25 protein-coding genes are annotated in these 24,967 nt (G+C 38.4%); 15 read left to right on the plus strand and 10 right to left on the minus strand.

Annotated elements, in window-relative coordinates; genetic code table 11:
* Positions 1 to 49: 49 nt before the first annotated feature.
* The 4 genes from hemL to I6F40_RS06240 form a co-directional block, all read right to left on the minus strand.
* Positions 50 to 1,330, minus strand: a complete 1,281-nt coding sequence (hemL, locus tag I6F40_RS06225; protein WP_166378544.1) for a glutamate-1-semialdehyde 2,1-aminomutase — start codon at positions 1,328 to 1,330, stop codon at positions 50 to 52.
* 33 nt (positions 1,331 to 1,363) lie between these two features.
* Entirely contained in the window at positions 1,364 to 2,380 is a 1,017-nt protein-coding gene (locus I6F40_RS06230) for an aspartate carbamoyltransferase (protein WP_007584862.1), read from the minus strand.
* A 113-nt stretch (positions 2,381 to 2,493) separates the two neighbouring features.
* Positions 2,494 to 2,928: a CopD family protein gene (locus I6F40_RS06235; protein ID WP_007584864.1), complete on the minus strand. Its 435-nt coding sequence runs from the start codon at positions 2,926 to 2,928 to the stop codon at positions 2,494 to 2,496.
* A gap of 15 nt (positions 2,929 to 2,943) precedes the next feature.
* Complete coding sequence (locus I6F40_RS06240) at positions 2,944 to 4,626, minus strand: chloride channel protein (protein ID WP_007584866.1); 1,683 nt, start codon at positions 4,624 to 4,626, stop codon at positions 2,944 to 2,946.
* 322 nt (positions 4,627 to 4,948) lie between these two features.
* On the opposite strand from I6F40_RS06240, the gene erpA reads away from it, so the two are divergent.
* Positions 4,949 to 5,287: an iron-sulfur cluster insertion protein ErpA gene (erpA, locus tag I6F40_RS06245; RefSeq protein WP_002958911.1), complete on the plus strand. Its 339-nt coding sequence runs from the start codon at positions 4,949 to 4,951 to the stop codon at positions 5,285 to 5,287.
* A 48-nt stretch (positions 5,288 to 5,335) separates the two neighbouring features.
* On the opposite strand, the gene I6F40_RS06250 is transcribed toward erpA, so the two are convergent.
* Positions 5,336 to 5,524, minus strand: coding sequence for a hypothetical protein (locus I6F40_RS06250; RefSeq protein WP_197192663.1), 189 nt, complete (start codon positions 5,522 to 5,524; stop codon positions 5,336 to 5,338).
* Positions 5,525 to 5,976: 452 nt separating this feature from the next.
* Here I6F40_RS06250 and I6F40_RS06255 point away from each other — a divergent pair, with 452 nt between their 5' ends.
* Positions 5,977 to 6,216 (plus strand): helix-turn-helix domain-containing protein, encoded by a 240-nt coding sequence (locus tag I6F40_RS06255; RefSeq protein WP_007584874.1) that lies wholly within the window; start codon positions 5,977 to 5,979, stop codon positions 6,214 to 6,216.
* A gap of 70 nt (positions 6,217 to 6,286) precedes the next feature.
* On the opposite strand, the gene I6F40_RS06260 is transcribed toward I6F40_RS06255, so the two are convergent.
* From I6F40_RS06260 to I6F40_RS06275, 4 genes are read right to left on the minus strand one after another with little or no spacing between them, the layout of a single operon-like run.
* Complete coding sequence (locus I6F40_RS06260) at positions 6,287 to 7,666, minus strand: AmpG family muropeptide MFS transporter (protein WP_007584875.1); 1,380 nt, start codon at positions 7,664 to 7,666, stop codon at positions 6,287 to 6,289.
* 49 nt (positions 7,667 to 7,715) lie between these two features.
* Positions 7,716 to 8,336, minus strand: a complete 621-nt coding sequence (locus I6F40_RS06265) for a peptidylprolyl isomerase (protein WP_165721273.1) — start codon at positions 8,334 to 8,336, stop codon at positions 7,716 to 7,718.
* Between the two features lie 2 nt (positions 8,337 to 8,338).
* A complete protein-coding gene (locus tag I6F40_RS06270) occupies positions 8,339 to 8,899 on the minus strand; it encodes a YajG family lipoprotein (protein ID WP_166378536.1) in 561 nt (186 codons plus the stop codon).
* The gene (locus I6F40_RS06275) at positions 8,900 to 10,042 is read right to left on the minus strand and encodes a methyltransferase (protein ID WP_197192664.1); all 1,143 of its coding nucleotides are present in this window, start codon (positions 10,040 to 10,042) and stop codon (positions 8,900 to 8,902) included.
* A 42-nt stretch (positions 10,043 to 10,084) separates the two neighbouring features.
* Here I6F40_RS06275 and I6F40_RS06280 point away from each other — a divergent pair, with 42 nt between their 5' ends.
* The 11 genes from I6F40_RS06280 to nqrM all read left to right on the plus strand — a co-directional run bounded on the left by I6F40_RS06280 (position 10,085) and on the right by nqrM (position 19,982).
* Positions 10,085 to 10,696 (plus strand): alpha-ketoglutarate-dependent dioxygenase AlkB family protein, encoded by a 612-nt coding sequence (locus I6F40_RS06280; protein ID WP_024589283.1) that lies wholly within the window; start codon positions 10,085 to 10,087, stop codon positions 10,694 to 10,696.
* 62 nt (positions 10,697 to 10,758) lie between these two features.
* Entirely contained in the window at positions 10,759 to 11,070 is a 312-nt protein-coding gene (locus tag I6F40_RS06285; RefSeq protein WP_197192665.1) for a BolA family protein, read from the plus strand.
* Between the two features lie 104 nt (positions 11,071 to 11,174).
* Positions 11,175 to 12,368 carry an enoyl-ACP reductase FabV gene (gene fabV, locus I6F40_RS06290; RefSeq protein ID WP_197192666.1) on the plus strand — a complete coding sequence of 398 codons (1,194 nt, stop codon included), beginning with the start codon at positions 11,175 to 11,177 and terminating at the stop codon, positions 12,366 to 12,368.
* A 363-nt stretch (positions 12,369 to 12,731) separates the two neighbouring features.
* A complete protein-coding gene (locus I6F40_RS06295) occupies positions 12,732 to 14,075 on the plus strand; it encodes a Na(+)-translocating NADH-quinone reductase subunit A (protein WP_166378528.1) in 1,344 nt (447 codons plus the stop codon).
* A 4-nt stretch (positions 14,076 to 14,079) separates the two neighbouring features.
* Positions 14,080 to 15,282 (plus strand): NADH:ubiquinone reductase (Na(+)-transporting) subunit B, encoded by a 1,203-nt coding sequence (locus I6F40_RS06300; RefSeq protein WP_166378526.1) that lies wholly within the window; start codon positions 14,080 to 14,082, stop codon positions 15,280 to 15,282.
* The gene (locus I6F40_RS06305; RefSeq protein ID WP_024604967.1) at positions 15,275 to 16,027 is read left to right on the plus strand and encodes a Na(+)-translocating NADH-quinone reductase subunit C; all 753 of its coding nucleotides are present in this window, start codon (positions 15,275 to 15,277) and stop codon (positions 16,025 to 16,027) included. The genes I6F40_RS06300 and I6F40_RS06305 overlap by 8 nt, the downstream gene beginning before the upstream one ends.
* Entirely contained in the window at positions 16,027 to 16,659 is a 633-nt protein-coding gene (locus I6F40_RS06310) for an NADH:ubiquinone reductase (Na(+)-transporting) subunit D (RefSeq protein ID WP_007584891.1), read from the plus strand. Before I6F40_RS06305 ends, I6F40_RS06310 begins: the two co-directional genes overlap by 1 nt.
* A gap of 10 nt (positions 16,660 to 16,669) precedes the next feature.
* Complete coding sequence (gene nqrE / locus I6F40_RS06315; protein ID WP_007584892.1) at positions 16,670 to 17,278, plus strand: NADH:ubiquinone reductase (Na(+)-transporting) subunit E; 609 nt, start codon at positions 16,670 to 16,672, stop codon at positions 17,276 to 17,278.
* Positions 17,279 to 17,297: 19 nt separating this feature from the next.
* Positions 17,298 to 18,527: an NADH:ubiquinone reductase (Na(+)-transporting) subunit F gene (gene nqrF, locus I6F40_RS06320; RefSeq protein WP_007584893.1), complete on the plus strand. Its 1,230-nt coding sequence runs from the start codon at positions 17,298 to 17,300 to the stop codon at positions 18,525 to 18,527.
* A 109-nt stretch (positions 18,528 to 18,636) separates the two neighbouring features.
* Positions 18,637 to 19,668, plus strand: a complete 1,032-nt coding sequence (locus tag I6F40_RS06325) for an FAD:protein FMN transferase (RefSeq protein ID WP_197192667.1) — start codon at positions 18,637 to 18,639, stop codon at positions 19,666 to 19,668.
* A gap of 101 nt (positions 19,669 to 19,769) precedes the next feature.
* Positions 19,770 to 19,982, plus strand: a complete 213-nt coding sequence (gene nqrM, locus I6F40_RS06330) for a (Na+)-NQR maturation NqrM (protein ID WP_007376137.1) — start codon at positions 19,770 to 19,772, stop codon at positions 19,980 to 19,982.
* 954 nt (positions 19,983 to 20,936) lie between these two features.
* Here nqrM and I6F40_RS06335 read toward each other — a convergent pair.
* Complete coding sequence (locus tag I6F40_RS06335; protein ID WP_197192668.1) at positions 20,937 to 22,499, minus strand: alpha/beta hydrolase-fold protein; 1,563 nt, start codon at positions 22,497 to 22,499, stop codon at positions 20,937 to 20,939.
* A gap of 766 nt (positions 22,500 to 23,265) precedes the next feature.
* Between I6F40_RS06335 and I6F40_RS06340 the strand changes: the two genes are divergently transcribed.
* Entirely contained in the window at positions 23,266 to 23,685 is a 420-nt protein-coding gene (locus tag I6F40_RS06340) for a hypothetical protein (protein ID WP_007581161.1), read from the plus strand.
* A 320-nt stretch (positions 23,686 to 24,005) separates the two neighbouring features.
* Positions 24,006 to 24,965 (plus strand): ubiquinol oxidase subunit II, encoded by a 960-nt coding sequence (gene cyoA, locus I6F40_RS06345; RefSeq protein ID WP_024608764.1) that lies wholly within the window; start codon positions 24,006 to 24,008, stop codon positions 24,963 to 24,965.
* The last annotated feature ends 2 nt before the right edge of the window (positions 24,966 to 24,967 follow it).

A 24,967-nucleotide genomic window follows, 5' to 3' on the forward strand; every position in this document is an offset into this window, starting at 1 on the left:
TACACACTGTAAAAACAAGCGCTTATAAAATATAAAAAGTAATTTTAACTTAAAGTTTAGCAAACGAGCGCTCTGCTGCCGCTATTGTTTCTTTTACTTCTTGCTCAGTATGCGCAGCACATACAAAACCAGCTTCAAATGCTGATGGAGCAAGGTACACACCTTCTTCAAGCATAAGGTGGAAAAAACGTTTGAAGCGCTCTAGGTCGCATTCAGTAGCTTGTTTGTATGTCGTTACTTTTTCAGCATCAGTAAAAAAGAATCCATACATGCCGCCAGCATAATTAGTTGTTAATGCAATGCCTGCTTTTTTAGCGCCAGCTTCAAAGCCTTCACAAATTGCTTTAGACGTTGCTTCTAACTTATTGTGTAGACCTGGCTCACATAATAGCTCAAGTGATTTTAAACCTGCAGCCATCGCAATAGGGTTACCAGAAAGAGTACCCGCTTGGTAAACAGGGCCCACAGGCGCAATGTAATCCATTATTTCGGTTTTACCACCAAATGCGCCAACAGGCATGCCGCCGCCAATGACTTTACCTAAACACGTAAGGTCTGGTTTAATGTTGTAATACGCTTGAGCGCCGCCAAGTGCAACACGAAAACCCGTCATTACTTCATCAAAAATAAGTACTGATTTATATTCGTCACACACATCACGCAAACCTTCTAAAAAGCCTGGCACTGGTGGAATGCAGTTCATGTTACCGGCTACTGGCTCTACAATAATACAGGCAATTTCGTCAGCGTATTTTGCAAAAATAGCTTTTACTTCATCTAGGTTATTAAACGATACAGTAAGTGTATGCTTAGCAAAGTCCTCAGGAATACCAGGAGAATTAGGTACGCCCATTGTTAGTGCACCAGAGCCTGCCTTAACTAATAACGAGTCAGCATGGCCGTGGTAACAACCTTCAAATTTTAATATTTTATCGCGGCCGGTAAAGCCACGTGCTAAACGAATTGCACTCATTGTTGCTTCAGTGCCTGAGCTAACCATGCGTACTTTTTCGATTGATGGAACCAGCTCTTTTACTTTTTCAGCCATTAATATTTCGGCTTCAGTTGGCGCACCATAGCTAAGGCCATTTTCTACTGCTTCGTGCACGGCTTGTTTAATTGCAGGGTGGTTATGGCCCATGATCATAGGCCCCCAAGAGCCAACATAATCAATGTAACGATTACCGTCGGCATCAAATGTAAACGCGCCTTCTGCTTTTGTAATAAATAGCGGCGTACCGCCTACACCATTAAAAGCACGAACTGGCGAGTTTACGCCACCTGGAATAGAGGCTTGAGCGCGTTCAAATAAGTCTTGGCTAATTGTCATGAAAAATCCTATAAATTGTCACTTAAAGAGGGTTTAGCTGTCGCGTTTGCGGCTAAACCAAGGTACGTCCACTTCATACTTATCGACTTTATTTTCTACGCCGAGTGTTAAAGCAAACAGTGCCATACGAATTAATACGCCATTTTGTACTTGGCGGAATATTGCTAAATTGTCGTTACTGTTTAAGTCGTTATCAAGCTCGTTGGCTTCTAAGCGACTATCACGTGGTAACGGATGCATTAACACAGAGTTAGGTTTGCAATGAGCGCTGTAAATAGATTGGCTAATTCTAAAACCGCCACGGTATTTATTTGCTTCTTCTTGTGAAGGAAAACGCTCTTCTTGAATACGTGTTTGGTAGACAATATCGGCTGCTAAATTACCTTCCATCTTGTTTACTAGCTCAATTTTGTGTCCTGCATTTTCTACGGCATCTAAAATGCTCGTTGGCATTTGTAGGCCATCAGGCGCGACCATCGAAAATTTTACGTTTTTATAATGGCACAATAGTTTTGATAGAGAATGCACTGTGCGACCATATTTTAAATCACCCACAAGCGCTATATGCATGCCATCAATATTTTGATCAAAACGGTGTAATTCACGCTCAATGGTTAATAAATCAAGTAATGCTTGAGTCGGGTGCTCATTTGGACCGTCGCCGCCATTAATAACTGGCACAGTACAGCCATCAGCAAATTCACTTACTGAACCTGCATCGGGGTGGCGCATAGCAACAGCATCTGCGTAAGCTGAAATAACGCGCGCGGTATCGTAAAGTGATTCACCTTTTGCAAGCGCTGAGCTTTGCATACCTGTAGTTTCACGTACACCCCCGCCTAGTAAGTTAAAGGCTGTACCAAAGCTAACTCGCGTGCGAGTACTTGGTTCAAAAAACAAATTTGCTAAAATAGCGCCTTTAAGCACCGTTGTTTGCTTTTGTTTTTTAGCATAAGGCTCCATTTTTTTAGCTACTGCAAAAATACGTTCAATGCAGTCTCTGTCTAGCTGATTTACAGACAGTATATGTTCGCCTTGGAAACTTAACATGGGGTATTCCTAATCAATCAAATGGGCGCGATAATCCATAAATGGAGCACGCAATCGCGCGTGTTATAGTAAGTATTGTAAATTGCAGCGCAGTTTAACATGCACCGAAACGCTTATAAATTAGGTTTTATTACCGCAAGTGCCACTATGATGAGCAGCGCAATAACAGGGAGCTCATTAAAAATACGGTAAAAGCGGTCTGTTTTAGTGTTTCGGTCATGTTTAAAGTCACTCAATAACTTAAAACAGTAGCCGTGGTATAGGTATAAAATAATTACCAGTACAAGTTTGTAATGTAGCCACATACTGTATTTAAACCAATCACGACCATATTCAACAATGGTTAACACCCCAAATACAGCCGTTAAAACAGCAAATGGGGTTACGAAATAAAGTAGTCTGCGCTCCATAACTTTAAGCATAGAGTTACATGATCTTTCTTCGCTCATTGCGTGATATACAAATAATCGAGGCAAGTAAAAAATACCGGCAAACCACGCAATCATAAAAAATATGTGGAGTGTTTTATAAATCAATAATGCGCTCATAATAGTCCTTATTGCTTAAAGTAAGCTGTTACGAATGGTTAAAATATGATGAATTTGATCCCAGCGTAATAGCCCCATAATTTGTTGATTATCTAAAAGGTTATAAACGTAAAGCGCGCCACTTCTTTTATCTTTTAGTATATCGAATGCATCGGCTAGGGTGGCTTGGCTGCTGATGCCCTGCAAGCTAATGTAATTTATATTTATTGCTTCATCAGACATTAGCGTTAAATCGTATTCAGCGAGGCGATAGCCATTTTCTTCGTCAAAAACAATCAAGGGTGTTTGGCTATCCATGGCATCAAGCGTATTTTTTATTTGCTCTTTATCGTCTGAGTAAAGCAATTTAAAGTCTTCATCCATATCATCCATTATTCCCACTTTTTGTAATGCTTCGGTAGCGGGAGATACATGGTACGGCAATCCCTGAAAATCTAATTGCTGCAAAAATATGGAGCGATTTCCAAAAAATTGTAATGCAGTTACATATGCAGTGGTTATAACTATCATCGCAGGAACGATTATTTCAGGTGATGATGTAAGCTCCATTACTGTTGTTAATGCAGCAAGTGGTGCATGCAGTGTAGCCGCTAATAATCCAGCCATACCTAAAACCCCATACGTACCCGCAATATCAGTACCCGGGCTAATATATTGAGCAAAAAAGGCCATTAATGTCCCAATTAATACACCAAGCCCAATTACCGGACCAATTAAACCACCAGGAATACCCAAACCAATAGCAAACAATGTGGCAAGTAGTTTAGCTATTAAAATGGTAGTAAGCAGCTTTACGTTATCAGGCGATTCAACCGCGATAGTAATCGCACTCATACCAGAACCCATAGCATGAGGCACCGCGTAAGCTATCAAGCTGGCAATACAGCCTGCGATTAGTAAACGAGGAAACATACTTAAAGGTTTAAATGTTTTAATAATTAGCATTAAGTTTTGATTAAAGCTAAATGCTATAGCGCCCAGCGCCATACCGCATAATATTAAATAAGGGTAATGCCAACCACTTAATGGCGCTATTGTAATGAGTGCAAGTTCAGAGCCTTCACCAAAAACAAACTGCGTAGCGAGTGCACCAGTAACAGCAGCAAGCATGATTGGCACAAATATGTGTACTTTATATTCTCGAAGTACCACTTCCATTACAAAAATAACGGCTGCAAGTGGGGTATTAAACGAAGCGGCTATACCTGCTGCAACGCCGCAACCACTTAAAGTACGCATGGCGTTATGCGGTAAATGTAGTTTATCCGCTAAAATACTCGCACCTGTTGCGCCCATATGTACGGAAGGCCCTTCTCGGCCAACCGAAAAACCGCTAATGAGTGCAAGTGCGCCACCAACAAATTGATTAACCGTATTGTATAAAGGCATTTGCCCGTAATGGCGTTTAATACGATGAATAACAAAAGGAATGCCTAAACGGTAATGTTTAAAGCCAGTAAATGCAGCAAAGCACGCAATTAAAAATGCGGCTATTAATGGCATTAAAACGCGTTCAAGAGTGGGTAGGGTAGTAAAGTCGTCAGGTGTTTCCAAAAATAAGCTTTGAAAAAACAAAATAGTTAAGCGAAATAAAATAATAAAAAATGCAGCAATTAATCCGGCAACTACGCCTAATAAGCATAATTGTACAGATGTTTTAGGTTTTGCCAGTCGACGCCTGAGTTGCTCAAGCCACATGCATTATTTCCTCGCCGCATTTTTCAGCAGCATTTTAGCAAAAGAGTTTAGTTAAGTCCTTGTGATTTTGAATTTTTCGTAACTTATATTAACAATTTGCAGTAAAGATTAAGACCTATTTTTTATAACTAAAATTTTTAATGAATTTATAGTTTACAAGGGTCGCTTTTAGTTTGCTTAAGTATTATTTTAGTGAGCTAATGTTTAGCCACTTTTTTACTAATTTATAGGTATAACTTAGAGTAAAGAGTTGTTTTACTATACTTGATTAAAACACTCGGGTATTAGATAATCACGCCATTGCGATATTGAGGGTTTTAAAATGTCTGAAGAATTACCAATTAAGTTCAGCGATGCAGCTGCTGTTCGCGTTAAACAGTTAATCGACGAAGAAGAAAATCCAGATTTAAAACTGCGTGTTTATGTAACAGGTGGTGGTTGTTCTGGTTTTCAATATGGTTTTACTTTTGATGAAAAAGCGAATCCTGGCGATTTAGAAATTGTAAAAAATGGTGTAACACTCGTGATTGATCCAATGAGCATTCAATATTTGGTTGACGGTGAAGTTGATTACACTGAAGGATTAGAAGGCGCACGCTTTTTTGTATCTAATCCTAATGCAACAACAACCTGTGGTTGTGGTGCAAGCTTTAGCGTTTAACAGCCAAACGCTAAATAGAATGAAGCCGCTTTGCGGCTTTTTTAATGCCTACAAATCGCTTGGTGCATATTCGGTTATTTGCATTATTAATACAAAAAAGCCAAGTACAAATGCAGAAAACGCTAAAATGTATATGAAGCCTTTTTTGCCTTGCTTAATTGGTACGCCGTTGTGGCGCAAAAAAAAGTACCAACCCAAGCACAATACAATCGGTAATAAAAAAAGAAGTCTGAACATTATTCGGCCTTTTTGGTGCTAATTATTGCTTAATCATAAACATGTGACGATAAATTGGAACAAAATTGTTATAAAAATTCATTTAAATATTTTATAACTAGAAATTAATTTATTAATACTTTTTGAGTACTTAGGTCAATATTCAGCGTTTATAAATATTCACTCGTGTTCATATTTGTACCGAGTATGTAATTAGTTATTTAACCAAAGTGTTAATAGTATATAATGTATCCAAGAATGAGACGGGCAAAATTTCATTCTCAATAAAAACAAATCTTTACCACATTATTAGCGTAGTACTTTTAGCTATATTGGTGGAGTGAGTAGCAACACATGCTTTGTTAAGCAATAGCTTGCTATTGAATGTAAGTATGACTGCTTACTTGCCTACAGCTATTGATAGAGACTACTGCTTTAATAGGTACGTCAAATCATCTAGTAGGAGATGTAAAATGATGGGCAAAACAGTTTCTTCTGAAGAAAATGCAAAGCTAACAAAGTGGCTTAAAAGTAAGCGCCACGAAAAGGGTCATACAATGCGAAGCCTAGCACAAGTGCTGGGAACGCCTCATTCGTTTATCGGCAAGATTGAAAATCAAGAACGCCGTTTAGATGTGATTGAGTTTGTTCGTTATTGTACAGCTCTAGAAGTTGATCCACATGAAGCACTTAGCTTGCTAAAAGTAGATTAACTCAAACATTGCTTAGTACACTTTAAGGGGCACTTGATAGTGCTAAGCAATATGTTAATGCAGGGATGCATTAAATATTTTTATGATAATTTTTCTCAAGCTCATATAATTTATGCCTAATCAGGTATAAAAATATCAGCGAAGGTATAACCATCAAGGCTGTTAAAACAAAGAACAGCGACCAATTTCCCATTAACCAATCATCAATTACTACACCACTGTAGCTCGAAAGTAATGTTCGTCCTAAATTCCCTAATGACGCCAGTAATGCATAGTGTGTTGCACTAAATGCTCTATCGCATAACATCGATATAAAGGCCACCATAGCGACCAGCGACCATGCTTGCGTAAACCCGTCAATAACAATAGCAAAGGCATACAGTCTTAAATCAGGGCCAACTAAAGCAATCCACGAAAAGGCTAAGTTTGAGGCCGCCATCGCAATGCCACTAACAAATAAACCCTTAACAATGCCATATTTTTGATTAAATAAACTGCCAACAAAGGTAAATATGATTGTAAGTACGGCAGTACCTACCTTTGAAAATGTAGCTATATCGCTATTGCTAAAACCAATTTCTTTATAAAAAACAATCGACATTCGCCCTAAAAACGCTTCGCCTATTTTAAATAAGAAAATAAACGCAAGTAAAGCCAGTGCCGTTTTAACGCCATTTTTAGTAAAAAAAGCTCTAAAGGGATCAATAACGGTTACCGCGAGCCACGCAACAGTTTTTGTTAGAGGGGTTTGTTTTGTAGAGGACAGTTTTTCAAGGTACACACGTTCAAGTTCGGCATGTACCGCTTCTCTATTTGATTCAGGCTCTTTTGCAAACAATGCTCCACTCATTAGCAGCAACATTACAGCAGCTAAAAAGTAATAAATTTGTGGCCAGTCGAGCGAGGGGATATCAGCCATATAAAATGGAATTGCACCTAAAAGCGCATAACCTGTCCACCAACCAGATGTTGCCATAGCGGCTGCCGCTGTTGCTTTGTGAGATTCGTTTGCTTTAAGTGTGTCTATTCTGAATGCATCAATAGCAATGTCTTGCGTTGCAGAAGCAATGGCGATTAACAAACAAATTGCAGCAACAATTGCTAAATTAGCTTTTAAATCAAGCCCAGCTAATAATAAGGTGCCAATAAAAATAAAGCTCTGGCAAAATAGTATCCAACTACGACGTTGGCCTAGCCATTTATATAAAATAGGGAGTTTTGTACGGTCAATGAGCGGTGACCATAAAAAATTGATACTGTAAGCGCCAAATACAATGCCGAATAGGCCAATCATACTGCGGCTTAGCCCTTCATCCTTTAGCCAAGCCGACATAACAGAGCCAATTAATACCCACGGAAAACCGCTACTCATACCAAATATAAAAATATGGATTAAGCGTTTGTCTTTAAAGTAAGAAAAATATTCGCTAATAGAGAGAGATTTGCTCATAGGGCCTTCATTGGCTTAGATGCAGAGCAGCTAAGCTGCTCTTAAAAAATTACAGTGGAACTTGTTCAAGCATTTTAATATTTAAGATGACCACTGGTTTTTTAGGAACAAAATCGTAACCAATTTTTTCATTAAACCCTGTTTCAACCGCCATAATTTTATCTAATGTTTCGTAGCCTTCCATCACATTACCAAAAACAGCAAAACCCCAATCTTTACCTGGGTTTAAGTGATCGTTGTTATCCATATTAAAAAAGAACTGACGAGTACCAGAGTGCGGTTCACGGTCTTGATACGCCATAGCAATGCTATACATATCGTTTTTCATACCGTTACCGCTTTCATTAAAAATAGGATCGTTTTCGTGTAAGCCGTCGTAATCTTTATCGTAGCCACCACCTTGAATAACAAAGTCGCGGTCATTTTCCACATCGCGCTCAATACGATGAAAAACACTGCCTTGATAGCTTTTATCTGACACGTAAGTTAAAAAGTTATTGACCGTAATAGGCGCTCTCGAACGGTCGAGTTCAACAACAATACTGCCCATTGTCGTTACGATTTCGACGCGTGGAAAAATATTATCTTTTTGAACAAAGCGGCCTTCTTGGGCTGCCAAGCTACTTACACTAAAAAATAGGCCTAAGCAGATTAAAAAAAGTCGTTTCATAGTTAACCTTCTAAAAATTCTATTAATTCAGGGTCAGATACAATGCGGGTAATAATTTGCTCAGTCAACTTATTGAGCTGACCTTCTATTTTTGCTCGCTCGTGACTAAACGGGCCTTCTAAATTCGCACTGCCTCTATACACTTTACTAAAATTGCTTGAGGCGCGAATAACTCTTACACCAAGCTCTATATGCGCTTCACTGGTATGGCTCACTAGTTTTTCGGTTACCACCGCTTGTAGTGCATGAATATCTACTTCAAAGCGTACAGACGCTAAATTAGAAATGCTGGCGCCATTGCGGCTAAGGGCGCTGTCTAAAACACTTTTAACTGATTCAGTAAGACCTTGGCTTGCAAAGGTTTTAGTTTTGTCTGATTCAATAAGTTTAAGTGTTGATGAATCGCCACGTAAATCAATTACACTGGTGCTTAAGCTACTATTTATAGTGCTTATTTGACCACTTTTATAAACAGGATTGAGTATTACTTGGCTAGGCTGATTAGCGCAGCCACCAAGTAGTAGCAATACACAACACCCAATTATAATGTTTGTTAATTTCATTTATAGCATTCCACTATTTTTAGTTGCGCTTAAAACGACAAACTTTTTGTTTGAACCTAGCAGCTTACAGTTACCAAACATACGATTTAATTTATCGTGATAATCTAAATGACGATTACCAATAATACGCAGCTCACCGCCTTCTTTTAAAGTATCTTTTGCTTGTTTAAACATTTGCCAAGCAATGTGATCGGTAACAGCTTGAGCTTGGTGAAATGGAGGATTGCAAAGCACCATATCCACACTGTCTCTTTCAAAGCCTGTTAAACAGTCGTTTTCGATAAATTCACAGTTATCAAACTTATCGCCTAGGTTAATTTCTACATTTAACCGGGCTGACTCTACTGCCATGTAAGACTCATCAACAAAGGTGATTGATGCATTGGGGCAACGAGCAAGCGTCATTAATCCAACAACGCCGTTACCACAGCCTAAATCAATAATGCTTTTAGCTTTAGGTGTTTCTGGTAAGTAGTTAAAAAAGAAGCGCGCACCAATATCTAACGAATCACGCGAAAACACATTTGCATGATTTGTTATATTAAACTCAGTACCTTCAAGTTCCCATGTTGTAGGGAAGTCTGCTGCTTTATATCCGCCTTTAGCTGTACTTAATATAAGACGAGATTTTTTAACTGCTAGGCTTGTTGTTGTTTCACCAATAAATTGCTCAAATGATTTTATTGTTGAATTATGAATTTCTTTTGTTTTACCTGCGGCAATTACTGGTGTACCAGGTGCAAGTACTTCACTAAGTTCACTTAATTGGAACTGTAAAAAACCTACATTACGAGGGATTTTAATAAGTACTAAATCTACATCCTCTGGTAATGCCGACAAACTATCTACTTGCGTAAACTCTGCTGTAGGCAGCTTGTTTTCTTGTAAGTTATAAGCCGCAGCTTGGTGGCTAATATAAGAATCATTAACTGAACAAACCGTTAACTTATTAAAATAACAAGCAAGTGCACCAAAGCTATCGTTTAAAATAAGCAATGAGCGACAATCTGGGTGATGTTCGTTAACATAATTGATAAGGTACTCATCTGCCGAATCCCACGCTTGTAAGCTGCGGTTTTTTTGATCCAATGGAAAGCGTTCAAGAGTAAAGGTTTTATCGCCTAGCTGGGCTTGCGTCGTCATAATGGTTCGTTGATCAGTAATCTAATGTAGGTAAATTCTAACATGCAACGGCAAAACGCCAACCCCCAACAGTTACCAAATGGCTTTTCTTATCAAAGTAGGGCACTTAGTGCACAAAAAAGCCTCGATCTATTTTATTATTTGCAAAAAAATCTACGTTGGCAGCAACCCGATGTAACCGTTTATGGCAAAACGGGGCCTATTCCACGACTGCAATGTTTCATGAGTGATTTAAATATTGAATACGGCTATTCGAGTAGTAAGCAAATAGTAGAACCATGGGATGAATTGTTACTCAATATGCGAAAGCGTTTAGAAGCACATTTAAACCAGCCTCTAAACTCATTGCTCGTTAATTATTACCGAGATGGTAATGATACGATGGGATGGCACAGTGATGATGAAATAGAGCTTGGTGATAAACCAACAATTGTGTGTGTCTCTCTAGGAGCTGATCGGGTTTTAAAGTTAAAGCACAAGGCGAGCAATAAAGTAACCGACTTAAAATTACAAAGTGGCAGCTGTTTAATAATGAATGGACATAGCCAACGAGATTATCAACATGCAATACCTAAGCAAACCACACTTGCGCATCCGCGAATAAGTTTAACTTACCGATTTATAAAGCACATTAAGCAAAAGCAATTTAGTTAGCCAATCGCTGCGTTAAATTGTTATAGTAAGTGTATAAATTAGCTAATTAAAACGGTCTTTTTATGTCAATGCAGCAACAGATCCAAGAAAAAATAAGCAACGCTATTGCGTGTAAACATTTAAACGTGATTAACGAAAGCCATATGCACAGTGCTGGCACTGAATCACACTTTAAAGTTATAGTGGTTAGCGAAGAGTTTGCGGGTAAGCGCTTATTACAACGCCATCGTGAAATTAACGAAATTTTAAAAGATGAATTAGCAAATCATATTCATGCACTCGCTATTCATACATATACACCAGACGAGTATACAGAGCAGGGCGGTGAAGCGCCTGATTCTCCTAATTGTATGGGCGGCTCAAAGCTTAACTAAAATAAATAGGGAATTTGATCGGTGTTTAACTGATCAGATCAGTGTTTTTAGTATTAGCCTTTAAACTAGCGCTAATTTTTATTGTAAAAGATATAGGATGATCAATGGTCATTAAGCCTAAAATTCGTGGATTTATCTGCACAAACGCACACCCAGCTGGTTGTGCAGAGCATGTTCAAGATCAAATTAACTATGTAAAACAACAGAGTGCATTAGAAAACGCACCAAAAAATGTATTAGTTATTGGCGCATCAACAGGCTACGGCTTGGCATCGCGCATTACTGCTGCGTTTGGTGGTGGTGCTAAAACATTAGGTATTTTCTTTGAAAAAGAAGGTACAGAGCGTAAAACAGGTTCTGCTGGTTGGTACAATACCGCTGCTTTTCAAGATGCAGCAGACGAAGCGGGCCTTTGGTCTAAAAATATTAATGGCGATGCGTTTTCTAACGAAATCAAGCAAAAAGCAATCGACACCATTAAAGCTGATTTGGGCAAAGTAGATTGTATTATCTACAGCCTAGCATCTCCTCGTCGTACTGATCCAAATACCGGTGAAGTGTTTTCTTCTACACTTAAGCCAATTGGTAATGCCGTAACAACAAAAAATTTAAATACATCAAAGCGTGAAATTGATGAAATTACTGTTGAAGCTGCAAATCAAGACGATATCGACAACACGATTAAAGTAATGGGTGGTGAAGATTGGGAAATGTGGATTGACGCATTAAAAGAAGCGGATGTATTAGCCGATAACTTTAAAACCACAGCGTATACTTATATTGGTAAAGAGCTAACATGGCCAATATACGGTCACGCTACTATTGGTAAAGCTAAAGAAGATTTAGACCGAGCAACGGCTGCTATTAAAGAATCAACAAAAGATTTAAATGGTGAGGCGTATGTTTCATCACTTAATGCAGTAGTGACACAAGCAAGTTCTGCTATTCCTATTATGCCGTTATATATTTCTGCTTTATTCAAAGTTATGAAAGCAGATGGCACATATGAAGGCACCATTGAGCAAATCCATGCATTATTTAGTGAAAACTTGTATGGTGAATCACCTCGCTTTGACGACGGTGGACATTTATTCCAAAACTACAAAGAGCTAGAAGACGATGTGCAAGCACGCGTTCAAGCTGTATGGGATAGTGTTGATACAAGCAGCATAGATGAGCTAACAGATTATGTTGGATATCATAATGAGTTTTTACGCTTATTTGGTTTTGGTATAGACGGTGTTGACTACGATCAAGACATTGATTCAGTTAAGCCAATTGCCAATATGATTGACTAACAGAATTTAGTCATAAAAAGCCGCTATAGCGGCTTTTTTTGTATTATGCGATTTGTTTAATTTACGATGGAATCAGGAACGATAATTGCTTAGGCTACTACTTTGGTCTACCTTGATTTTTATTTAAACCACTTAACAAAACTAAATAAGTGTTTCTGTCGTATAATTTTCACAAATACACTCGCATAGTCATCTAAAATGATGTTAAAATCTCAACAATATGTGATGAGTTTTACTACGTTGCTTGTTTGACTTTTCTAGCAAGCTGCTCTTTTGTACCTTGATATAACTTGGAATAACTCAAATGGCGACGTGGTTGATACGATTTTTCAGTTTCTTTCCTTTAATGTAATGCAAGTGCGTATGATCAATATAAAAAAAGGTCTGGATTTACCCTTAGAGGGCGCGCCACAGCAAGTTATACATGACGGTTCTGCTGTCAAACGTGTAGCTGTGCTTGGTGAAGAGTTTATCGGTATGCGTCCAACCATGCATGTTCGTGTGGATGACCAAGTCAAAAAAGGCCAGGTACTTTTTGAAGATAAAAAGAACCCAGGCGTCCTATTTACTGCTCCAGCTTCTGGCACAGTAAAAGAAATAAATCGTGGTGCTAAACGTGTGCTGCAATCTGTTGTTATTGAAGTTAGCGGCAGTGAGCAAATCACCTTTGACTCTTTCAAAGCAGACGAGCTTGCGAGCTTAGAGCGTGAAAAAGCCAAAGAAGTACTTATCCAGTCTGGTCAATGGACAGCACTTCGTGTTCGCCCATTTAGTAAAGTAGCGGCTGTGGATGCAAATCCTAGTTCTATTTTCGTGACCGCAACTGACACAAACCCATTAGCTGCAGATCCTGCAGTGATAATTGCCGAAAATGCGCAAGCATTTGAAGCGGGTCTTGCTGTTATTTCGCGTTTGACCGATGGTAAAGTATTTGTGTGTAAAAAAGCAGGTAGCCAAGTTCCTAGCTCATCTATAGCTCAAGTAGAAGTACATGAGTTTGGTGGTGTGCATCCGGCTGGCCTCGTTGGCACTCATATCCATCATCTTGATGCAGTTTCTGTTAGCAAACAAGTTTGGCATATTGGTTACCAAGACGTTATTGCGTATGGTCACCTATTCCTTACTGGTGAAATTTACACAAATCGTGTTATTTCGCTTGCAGGTCCCCGCGTTAAAAACCCACGTTTAGTGAAAACACAATTAGGTGCTTCATTGGATGATTTAGTGGCTGGTGAGCTAGAAGACGGAGATAACCGCGTTATTTCTGGTTCTGTTCTATCAGGTTCTATTTCAAACGGTGTTCATGCATTCTTAGGTCGTTACCACGTTCAAGTATCTGTTTTACTTGAAGGTCGCGAAAAAGAATTGTTTGGCTGGATTGCACCAGGTAGTGATAAATTCTCTGTAACGCGTACATTCCTTTCTCACCTTGCGCCGAGTCGTTTATTTAAAATGACAACGTCAACAGGTGGTTCAAAACGTGCCATGGTACCAATTGGTAGCTACGAGCGCGTAATGCCGCTAGATATTTTGCCTACTCTATTATTACGTGACTTAATTGCACGCGATCTAGACAGTGCAATTTCATTGGGCGCGCTTGAACTTGATGAAGAAGATTTAGCGTTATGTACCTTCGTTTGTCCAGGCAAATACGAGTATGGTTCTATCCTACGCGATTGCTTAACTACGATCGAGAAGGAAGGCTAGAGAGATGGGTTTAAAAAAATATCTAGAAGATATCGAGCCGAATTTTGAAGCCGGTGGTAAATATGAAAAGTTTTATGCACTGTATGAAGCAGCTGCAACTATTTTTTATACACCAGGCTACGTAAATAAAGGCGCGACACACGTACGCGATAACATCGACCTAAAACGCATGATGATTTTAGTGTGGATGGCGACGTTCCCAGCTATGTTTTTTGGTATGTTCAATATCGGTCATCAGGCCGTAGGTGCTTTAGCACAAGGTTTTGAACTAGCAAATACGTGGCAAGTTGGTTTGTTCCAGTTATTCGGTGGTGAATTAACCGCTGATGCAGGCTGGGGCGCTAAGATGTTCTATGGAGCATGTTTCTTCCTACCTATCTACGCGGTAACATTTGCAGTAGGTGGCTTTTGGGAAGTTATATTTGCTTCTGTGCGTAAGCATGAAATTAACGAAGGTTTCTTCGTTACTTCAGTATTATTCGCACTTATTTTGCCTGCAACGATTCCTCTATGGCAAGTTGCGTTAGGTATTACGTTTGGTGTAGTAATCGCTAAAGAAATCTTTGGTGGTACTGGCCGTAACTTCTTAAACCCTGCTTTAGCCGGCCGTGCATTTTTGTTCTTTGCATACCCAGCTCAAATCTCAGGTGACACAGTATGGACAGCAGTAGATTCGTTCTCTGGTGCAACTATGCTAGGCCAAGCATTTGCTGGCACACTTGATTTTGCAAACATGGAATTATGGTGGAATGCGTTTTACGGTTTCATTCAAGGTTCTGTAGGTGAAACATCTACACTTGCATTATTAGTAGGTGGTTTGTTCTTAATTTATGTTCGTATCGCTTCTTGGCGCATCGTACTAGGTGTATTCCTAGGTATGGTAGCAACTGCATTTTTACTAAATGCTGTTGGCTCAGAAACTAACCCTGTATTTGCCATGCCTTGGTATTGGCATTTAGTACTTGGTGGCTTTGCGTTCGGTATGTTCTTTATGGCTACTGACCCTGTATCAGCTGCATTTACTGACAAAGGTAAATTGGCATATGGTCTATTGATTGGCTTTATGGTGGTTATGATACGTGTTGTGAATCCTGCTTTCCCAGAAGGTATGATGCTAGCAATCTTATTTGCTAACTTATTCGCTCCACTGTTCGATCACTTTGTAGTGCAGGCTAATATTAAGCGGAGGTTGGCACGTAATGTCTAGTAATAACGAATCAATCGGTAAAACGTTATCAGTTGTTGTAGCACTATGTTTAGTGTGTGCAATCATTGTATCGTTTGCTTCTGTACAGCTTCGTCCTTTACAGCAAGCTAATAAAAACAAAGATATTCAAAGCAATATCTTGGCTGCTGCGGGTATCGATAAAGTTGAAAATGTTTTAGAAACATTTGATGCAAAAATCGAAGCGCGCGTTGTAAACATGACTACAGGTGAGTTTGTAGATACAGACCCAACAATCTTTGACTTTGAAAAAAGCAAATATGATGCAGCGCTAAGTGTTTCTCTTAAAGAGAAAGGCGTTAAAGATATTGCTGGTATTCAACGTGTGACTAAAGAGTCGCCGGTGTATATCTCTAAAAAAGAAGATGGCTCAGTTGATGCAATTATTCTTCCTATCCAAGGCTACGGCTTATGGGGCTTAATGTACGGTTTTATCTCGCTTGAAAGCGATGGTGAAACAGTTAAAGGCATTATCTTTTACAAGCATAATGAAACCCCAGGTCTAGGTGGCGAAATCCAAAATCCACAGTGGACTGCTACATGGGAAGGTAAAGAACTTCCAATTCAAATTGTTAAAGGTACTGCGGGCAATGATGAGCATAAGATCGATGGTCTTTCAGGTGCTACATTAACGTCTAACGGTGTTGATCATGCAGTTGACTTTTGGACTGGCGAAAATGGCTTTGGTCCTTTCCTTGCGAAAGTACGTAAAGGAGCATTGAAATAATGGCTGATACTAAAGAAATGAAGGCGGTCCTATTTGGTCCGGTTTTAGCTAACAACCCAATCGCACTACAAGTACTTGGTATTTGTTCTGCGCTAGCGGTAACGTCTAGCTTAAAAAATGCGTTAATCATGTCAATCGCATTGACATTAGTAACTGCATTTTCGAGCTTCTTTATCTCGCTTATTCGTAACCAGATCCCATCATCTGTTCGTATCATCGTACAAATGACAATTATTGCATCGTTGGTAATCGTTGTTGACCAAGTATTACAGGCATTCTCTTACGCTACGGCAAAAGAGCTTTCTGTATTCGTTGGTCTAATTATTACTAACTGTATTGTAATGGGTCGTGCTGAAGCATATGCGATGAAGTCGCCACCAATTATGTCTTTCCTTGACGGTATTGGTAATGGCTTAGGTTACTCTGTAGTACTACTTACAGTTGGTTTCATTCGTGAGCTATTCGGTAAGGGTTCACTATTCGGTGTTGATATTATCCCATTAGTACAAGATGGCGGTTGGTATCAGCCTATGGGTCTATTGATCTTACCACCGAGTGCATTCTTCATAATTGGTTTATTCATATGGGTACTTCGTACTTATAAGAAAGACCAAGTAGAAGCTAAAGCGTAAGGGGCAAATAGTGGAACATTATATTAGTTTATTTGTAAAAGCCGTTTTTATTGAGAACTTAGCGTTATCATTCTTCTTAGGCATGTGTACTTTTTTAGCAGTATCTAAAAAAGTAACTACATCAATTGGCCTAGGTATAGCGGTTATAGTTGTATTGGGTATTTCTGTACCTGTTAACAACTTGGTTTACCATGCGGTACTTGCACCAGGTTCACTTACTTGGTTAGGTTATCCAGATGCGGATCTTAGCTTTTTACGTTTCTTAACTTTCATTGGTGTTATTGCAGCACTTGTGCAAATTCTTGAAATGGCATTGGATAAGTTTTTCCCTGCACTATACAACGCATTAGGTATCTTCTTGCCACTTATCACAGTTAACTGTGCAATATTTGGTGCGGTATCTTTCATGGTTGAGCGTAACTATGACTTCGGCGAGTCTGTTGTCTATGGTATAGGCGCTGGTGTTGGTTGGGCGCTTGCAATTACATTACTTGCAGGTATCCGTGAGAAACTGAAATATTCAGACGTACCAGATGGCTTACGTGGTTTAGGTATTACCTTCATCACTGTTGGTTTAATGGGACTTGGCTTTATGTCATTCTCTGGTATTTCACTGTAAAGGGTAGCGAGGATAAATCATGGATTATCAGATTTTCTTAGGCGTTGGTGTTTTTATCGCTATCGTTGTACTACTAGTTTTAGTGATCATTGGTGCTAAATCTCAGTTAGTTGCAAGCGGTGACATCATCATCGGTATTAATGGCGATAAAGACAAAGCCATTACTACATCAGCAGGTAATAAGCTTTTAAGTGCATTATCTGAGTCAGGTATATTTGTATCATCTGCTTGTGGTGGCGGTGGCTCTTGTGGTCAATGTCGTGTACACATTAAAGAAGGTGGTGGTGATATTCTGCCAACTGAGCTTGATCACATTTCTAAAGGTGAAGCCCGTGAAGGCTGTCGTTTAGCGTGTCAGGTAAATGTTAAAAACGACATGGAAATTGAACTTGAAGAGTCAATTTTCGGTGTTAAGAAGTGGGACTGTGAAGTTATCTCTAACGATAACAAAGCAACGTTCATTAAAGAACTTAAACTGCAAATCCCTGGTGATGAGTCAGTGCCTTTCCGTGCGGGTGGTTACATCCAAATCGAAGCGCCACCTCATCATGTTAAATATGCAGATTTCGATGTTCCTGAAGAATATCGTGGCGATTGGAACCATTTTGGTTTCTTCGATCTGGAGTCAAAAGTAGACGAAGAAACAATTCGTGCATACTCAATGGCTAACTACCCAGAAGAAGAGGGCATCATTATGCTTAACGTGCGTATTGCTGCTCCGCCTCCAAGAAACCTAAGCTTGCCATGTGGTAAAATGTCTTCGTACATTTGGTCACTTACAAAAGGCGACAAGGTAACTATTTCAGGTCCATTTGGTGAGTTCTTTGCTAAAGACACAGATGCAGAAATGATCTTTGTTGGCGGTGGTGCTGGTATGGCGCCAATGCGTTCACATATCTTTGACCAACTTAAACGTTTGAACTCTAAACGTAAGATGAGCTTTTGGTATGGTGCACGTTCTGAACGTGAAATGTTCTACGTAGAAGATTTTGACGGCCTAGCCGCTGAAAATCCTAATTTCGTATGGCATACAGCACTTTCAGATCCACAACCTGAAGATAACTGGGAAGGCTATACTGGCTTTATCCATAACGTGTTATTTGAGAACTATCTTAAAGATCACGAAGCGCCGGAAGATTGTGAGTACTACATGTGTGGTCCTCCAATGATGAACGCGGCAGTTATTACTATGCTTAAAGATTTAGGTGTTGAAGACGAAAATATCTTACTAGATGACTTCGGTGGCTAACACTAATACCAAAACAGTTTAGTTTTGGTTAAAATACCAGCCTCGTAGCACTTGTGTTACGAGGCTTTTTTTATTCTTTAATTTTATCAATCTATTAAGTAGAGCTGCTATGAATCGAGTAAGTACTTCACAAGGCATAATGGCCTTTTTACTAATCACACTGACCTTATTACTGTCTGGGTGTGGTGAAAAATCAGAGTCGAGGGAAACCTTTATAGAAGGTAAGACTATGGGCACCACTTATCATATTAAATATTACGATGAGCAGGGCCAGCTATCAGCTTCACAATTACAGCTGCAAATAGACGCTGTTTTAAAAGATGTGAATCAGTCTATGTCTACTTACATAGAAGGCTCTGAAATAAATACATTTAACAGATTACCAGCAAATCAAGTTATGCCAATTAGTGAAGATTTTAGGGCTGTTATCAGCGAGTCTATTCGCTTAGGCGAATCAACTAAAACACTCGATGTCACTATGGGGCCTTTAATTGATTTATGGGGCTTTGGTCCTGATAAAAAACCAACAAATCGCCCAAGTGATGAAGAGCTTGCAAGTATGGTCGAAAAAATAGGTATTGATAAACTTATTTTAGATGAGCAAGGACTGTCTAAAACAGTTAATGGGTTAGAGCTTTCGTTTTCGGCAACGGCTAAAGGCTATGGTATTGATAAGGTAGCGCAGTTATTAGAAAGCCACAGTATTACCAATTACATGGTTGAGATTGGTGGAGAGCTGCGTATAGCAGGTGAAAAGCCAAATAATCAGGATTGGAAAATTGCGATTGAGCAACCAGATGCGCAACCTGGAGAGCGAAAGGTGCACCGTGTTTTATCGCCAGGTACAAACGGTATTGCTACGTCAGGTGATTACCGTATTTTTTATAAAATGGATGGCGAGATCTATACTCATTTAATTGATCCCGTGACCGGCATGCCTATTAAGCACGACTTAGTGTCGGTAACTGTGCTTCATCCAAGCGCTATGACGGCAGATGGTTTAGCGACTGCACTTACTGTGATGGGTATGGAAAAAGCGCAAGCATACGCTCAGCAGCACGATTTACCGGTATACTTAATAGGTAAATCAAATGAGGGTTTAGTTACTTATTCAAGCCCTGCATTTAAACCTTATTTGTAGTATGGTGCTGGCTTGTTTATTTTCGCGTTATTTGGGTATATAATAGCAGTCGCTCAAAAATGTTTGAGTTTAATTAATTGCTGATCAATAGGGGCTAAGCAATGTCACTTTTTCTTCTTACTTTTGGCTTACTAATTTTGATAGTTTCGGCTATGGCCGTTGGTATGATCGTGCAAAAAAAATCTATGGCAAGCAGCTGTGGTGGTTTAGGTTCGGTTGGTATTGATAAAGCCTGTGATTGCGATGATCCATGTGATAAACGCAAAAACCGTTTAGCTAAAGAGCAAGCCTGGAAAGAAAACCAAATTATTTAAGTCCGCCTTAAATATTAAAAAGCGCTTTATAGCGCTTTTTTTGTGTCTGTAAAACTGCTTAACTCGATAGCTTCTAAAGTAATCCAATCTTAATGTATTAGACAAACGTCTATAGTTTAGTTTTTTTCACCTATTAGGTTTATTTTTCTCGTTTGTCAAATTGGAGCTAACACTCTAAAGTTTAACTACAGACATAGAGCAAGGCTCTAGTCATAAGCTTGAGGCAAGTTAGTCTCGCTTAAAAGAATCTTTATATTGTGTGTGAAGATGTTGTCAGTGTGAAAGGCAACTCAAGTTCGGTGGATTCACTTCCATAAAGAACGAGTTTGAGTTGTTTTTATTTCCTTTCAATGCCACGCAGTGTAAACCATAAATCTTTATATTGTGTGTGAAGATGTTGTCAGTGTGAAAGGCAACTCAAATTCGGTGGATTCACTTCCATAAAGAACGAGTTTGAGTTGTTTTTATTTCCTTTCAATGCCACGTAATGTAAACCATAAATCTTTATATTGTGTGTGAAGATGTTGTCAGTGTGAAAGGCAACTCAAATTCGGTGGTGACTGGGTTTGAGTTGTTTTTATTTCCTACAATTTCCACGCAGTTTAAACCAAAAATCTTTATATTGTGTGTGAAGATGTTGTCAGTGTGAAAAGCAGCTCAATTTCGGTGGTGACTGAATTTGGGCTGTTTTTATTTTCACCTTCACATAGTGTAAATAATAAATCTTTATATTCTATGTGAAGATTTTTTCAGTATGAAAGGCAATTCAAGTTCGGTGGGTTTACTTCCATAAAGGATCACTTGAGTTGTTTTAATTTAACTCCATTTATATATCCCTCAACTTTCAAGTATTTCTAATATTAAATATTTTTTTAAATTATGCTCGCCCATAAACTAATAAAATAGAGGGCTATTAATTGCACTTAAAAAATAGCCAACGTCTATTTGAGTAATTTAACTATCAGCTATACTTACTTTATCTTTTGCAAATAGTGCTATTAAGCCATCTATAATTGCACTTTGCCACACGTAATAATCGTGTCCTCCAGCGTATTCTTTATAGTGAACACCGTAGCCTTTCATTCTTAAGATATCGCGTAAGTGTCTGCTACCATCAAGAATTCCTTTTCCACCATTTCGACTTCCTTCAAAGAGTCCTGCAGTAATAAAAAAGTTGATAGGTAACAGATCTTTAATCATAAAGTTTTCGGATACATAATATGTATTTAACGATTTTTTATGTTTAGGAGCCCACCAATAAGAACCGCTTAAAGAAATAACGTTACCAAAAATATCAGAGCGTCTAAAAGCGGTTGTAGTCGCACCAATACCACCATAGCTAGAACCGGCTAAAACTCTTTGCTTTGCAGAAAATTTAACAGGAGAGTTTTTTTCTATGGTAGGTAATAATTCAGATGTTAGCATTTTAGTGAAATTTGGGTTATCTGGTAACTCGTTTCCCCTAGTCTTATTGTCTAAGTTGTCGATAAATATAGCTTCTATTGGGGGAAGAAGTTTATTATTCACCAAGGTATTGAGTTTAGAGTCTAAGTTAACTTTTTCTAGATATTTAGGCCCATCAAACATAAAAATCTGAATAGCATTTGATTTTGTTATATCACCAAAACGGTATACTTTTATATTACGTTTATTTTTTAATATATTACTATCTAATTCAAATGATAATGCAGGCACAATGGAGTTGCTCTGTGCATTTTTTAAATATTGGTTCGAGAGATTATTTAAATCTATAACAGAACTTTGTTCGAATTTAGTTTTAGCTGCAATTGGAAAGTAATATGGGTTATTAGCATCTCTTTGGGCCGTTGCAAGTAATGCAACTCTTTTTTCGTAACGCTCTCCAGTAAATTGGGGTACATCTGGCGCTAATTTATAAGACAGTTGTGTATCATTAGGTACTTTATAGCTTTTATACCAAATGTTTGATTTCCCGAGGCGTTCCATCCAACCATGATCATTAGCAGGAGCTCCGAAAATAAGTACATTATTTTTTGCTCCCCTGTAAATAAATGTTAGTAAGCTATTATCATCAAGGGACTCTATTAAAGGGGAGTTATTCTTAATTAAAATGTCCCATACATCGTCAGTTTTTTCTCCGGATTCAAGCATTGAAAATGCTTGATTTATTAATTTACTATCAGTTTTTTGTATATAGTTATTTTGCTCACTCTGACTAACAATCCTGTTAATTGTAACGTTTGGGATTGGTCCAGAATAAATCATTTTTGGGTTGTCGTAATCAGCAATAAAATGAAGCCTAGATTGTTTTAAATTTACATTTAATACCTCTCGTATAGGTTGGGAGTTTTGGTCTATTAAAGAAATTTCAGTATCATTTTTAGCAGCAACAATCGCACTAATATAGCTTCCTTTATCTGCCAAAAATGTATACGTTTTGTTTGTTTTATCGAGTGTTACTTTACTTTTTTCTTGTCCGTAAACACCACTTGATAACGAGAGGGAAATTGAAATTGCTAATAAAATGCTTGAGCGCATAAGTGTCCTTTTATAATGCTAATGATAATGCTTTTTATTTGTATCGATTATGTGTTGATTGCTAAAGTAATGCAAATAATGCCACATTTTAAGCCTTATTTAATGTGATTAGCGGTAGGGGACTCAAATGAAACGAATTTTTTGATTTTTATTTATTTTTTTCATTCCACTAACGCGCATGCTAATTACTCTCTAACTATTGATGTTAATGAGCAAAGCCTGCTTTTTATAGATAGTTTTTTAGTGTAGGTGATGATTATGGTGCCTGCGTATTGGGGAAGCTCGTGTAGTAGAAATAAAAGGTAAGTTAAAATTTTTAAATAGAGGGTTTTTATGACAATGACCATTATCGCTTAAGTGATAATATTCATTATTGTATGTATCAAGCTATTTATGTTCATTGAGTTTATCATAGCTACTTTATTTATAATAAATTCAATGTGAATTTGAAATATTTTTAATGGCTAAGTTGTTGTTTTTATTTTGTTATTTTTTATTAACAAAATAGCTTCGAAAGCTTAACCCAAATTAATTGATTTTTAGTTGAACAGAAAATTCTCTTTGTTATACTCAGGTTCGAACTTTCAATAAGTTTTGAAAGTTCGATTGATACGGATCAATTTTCACTAGGCAAATATATGCTAGCTAGATTTGATTGTATTTAGCACCGGTATTTTGGGCTTACAGCAGCAATGTTTTTTAAATTTTTCCATTGCAAACTGTATTACTCTAATTTTGTTATAGTCATTTTAGTAGGTTAATGTTTTTGAACACACTTTCTTTGCATCATACAAATACGGATCTTGCCTCTGGCGAGCCGCAGACGTGTGAGCGCTTGAATAAAGCAGGCAAGGGCGTGTGTGTAGCTATAACTTTATTAGTGTTTAATACTGTAATGTTGCTAAGTGGTGCACTAGAGGATGCCTTCAAGCTTGAAGCGCTATTAAGTGATGGGTTTATTGTAGAGCCGCTGTTACTTACTATTGTGCAATTTTTAGCTCATCCGATCATATCAAGTCAGTTACTTATTGGCCTTTGCTGGCTATTGTTCCATATTTTTCCAGCGCGTCGTGCTGGAATTATCCTCCGTAAAGCAGCCTTTGCTTTTAGCGAGGCTAAAGTTCTTCAGCCAGTGCAAGTTGCACACGGTTGTCGTGCTCCACCTAGCTTTACAGGTTGTCTGTAAGGCTGCATTTTGTTGCTGGTTTTAATTATTTGTTCTTGCTGTAAATAATTAAGGTTAGCTAAAACAAAGTAGCTCAGTGTTTTTTAAACACATTTCAGCCAACCACCACTCACCCAAGTTAACTTTTATTACGTTATATAAATGCGTTTAGAAAGCTGGGTTTGTTGCTAGGTCATTATTGGCATGAGCTTTAGGTTTTGAATAGCCCCCTTATTTTTTATAATTTAATTCCAGTTAACTTGGGTTTTTACCGAAAAATCGTTGCTTTGTTTTTTATTTAAAGCAGCAAATTAGAACTTTTAGGTTTGTAGGATACTCCCTTGTTAATTCGTAACCTTTGTAATATTGCTTTAGCTAGTACAGTGCTGGCGTTGTCAGGCTGTAAAGGCGGGATACTCGATCCAAAAGGGCAGATAGGCATAGATGAGAAAAATTTAATCATCATCGCAACCGTGCTTATGTTGCTTGTAGTCGTTCCCGTTATTGTGATGACTTTGTATTTCGCATGGAAATATAGAGACACGCAAACTCATGAAATTTACGCTCCAAAATGGGCTCATTCAAATAAAATTGAAGCCGCAGTTTGGGCTGTCCCTATTGTTATTGTGATTATTTTAGGTGTTATTACCTGGGTGTCTACCCAAGAGCTAGACCCTTACAAACCAATTGAAGGTAAAGGTAAGCATCTTACTGTTGAAGTGGTTTCATTAAACTGGAAGTGGCTATTTATTTATCCTGAGCAAGGTATTGCTACGGTTAATGAATTAGTGTTTCCGGCTAATGTACCTGTTGAATACAAAATCACTTCAGAGAGCACAATGAACTCGTTTTTCATTCCGCAATTGGGTAGTCAAATATACTCAATGGCCGGTATGGAAACCAAGCTTCACTTAATTGCTAATGAGCCAGGTACATTTAAAGGCTTTTCGGCAAATTACAGTGGTGCAGGCTTTACTGGTATGAAGTTTAATGCCATTGCTACACCTACTCAAGCTGGTTTTGATAAGTGGGTGAGTGATGTAAAAGCGAATTCAAGCGCTAATAATCTTACTCATGCAAATTATGTTGAGCTTGCAAAAGCAAGCGAAAATAACCCAGTTGCTTATTACGGTAAAGTTGATGACGGCTTATTTCATACCATCGTTATGAAATACATGCAGGCACATGGCGATATGAACAAAAAGCAACATGCGATGGGCGAACATGGGCAAATGAGTAAGAAGCATCAAGCAATGGATGAACACTCAATGCCATCATCTCACAGCCAGGGCGAGGAATAATA

This window comes from Pseudoalteromonas sp. SWXJ133 (genome assembly GCF_015864365.1).
GTDB classification, from domain to species: Bacteria; Pseudomonadota; Gammaproteobacteria; order Enterobacterales; family Alteromonadaceae; genus Pseudoalteromonas; species Pseudoalteromonas arctica.